The organism is Pseudomonas sp. PME37.24/025, from assembly GCF_055556615.1.
The window spans coordinates 1-260 of record NZ_JBVHNK010000322.1 but is presented as its reverse complement, the minus strand read 5'-3'; the positions used below and the strand labels follow the sequence as shown (position 1 = coordinate 260).

Genomic DNA, 260 nt, shown 5'->3' with positions numbered 1-260 from the left:
CGCCGGGTGGATCGCCGGGCCTGGGTACGGAGAGCCAGTTCTGGAGCGAGACGGTCCCGCCGGGGCTGCGGGTGCTCACTCCGGGTGCCGCCGCGCAACAGCTGATCTCGACCTTCCAGCTCCGAGGCATCGACATCGGCATGGCCCCTGAGGTCAACCCCCAGTGGGGTCACCGTCGCGGCTACGTCGGGGTTCCGATCTGGCTCTGGGTCAACAACCCCGAACCGCTGACCTGGGGCCCCTATACGGAGACCGCGACG

The 260-nt window shown here is 69.6% G+C and carries 1 protein-coding gene; it reads left to right on the top strand.

Translation table 11 applies throughout. The features are described 5' to 3' along the window. Positions 1-260: hypothetical protein (locus ACZ3HH_RS30545; protein WP_465810389.1), on the top strand; the 260-nt coding region annotated here is incomplete at both ends.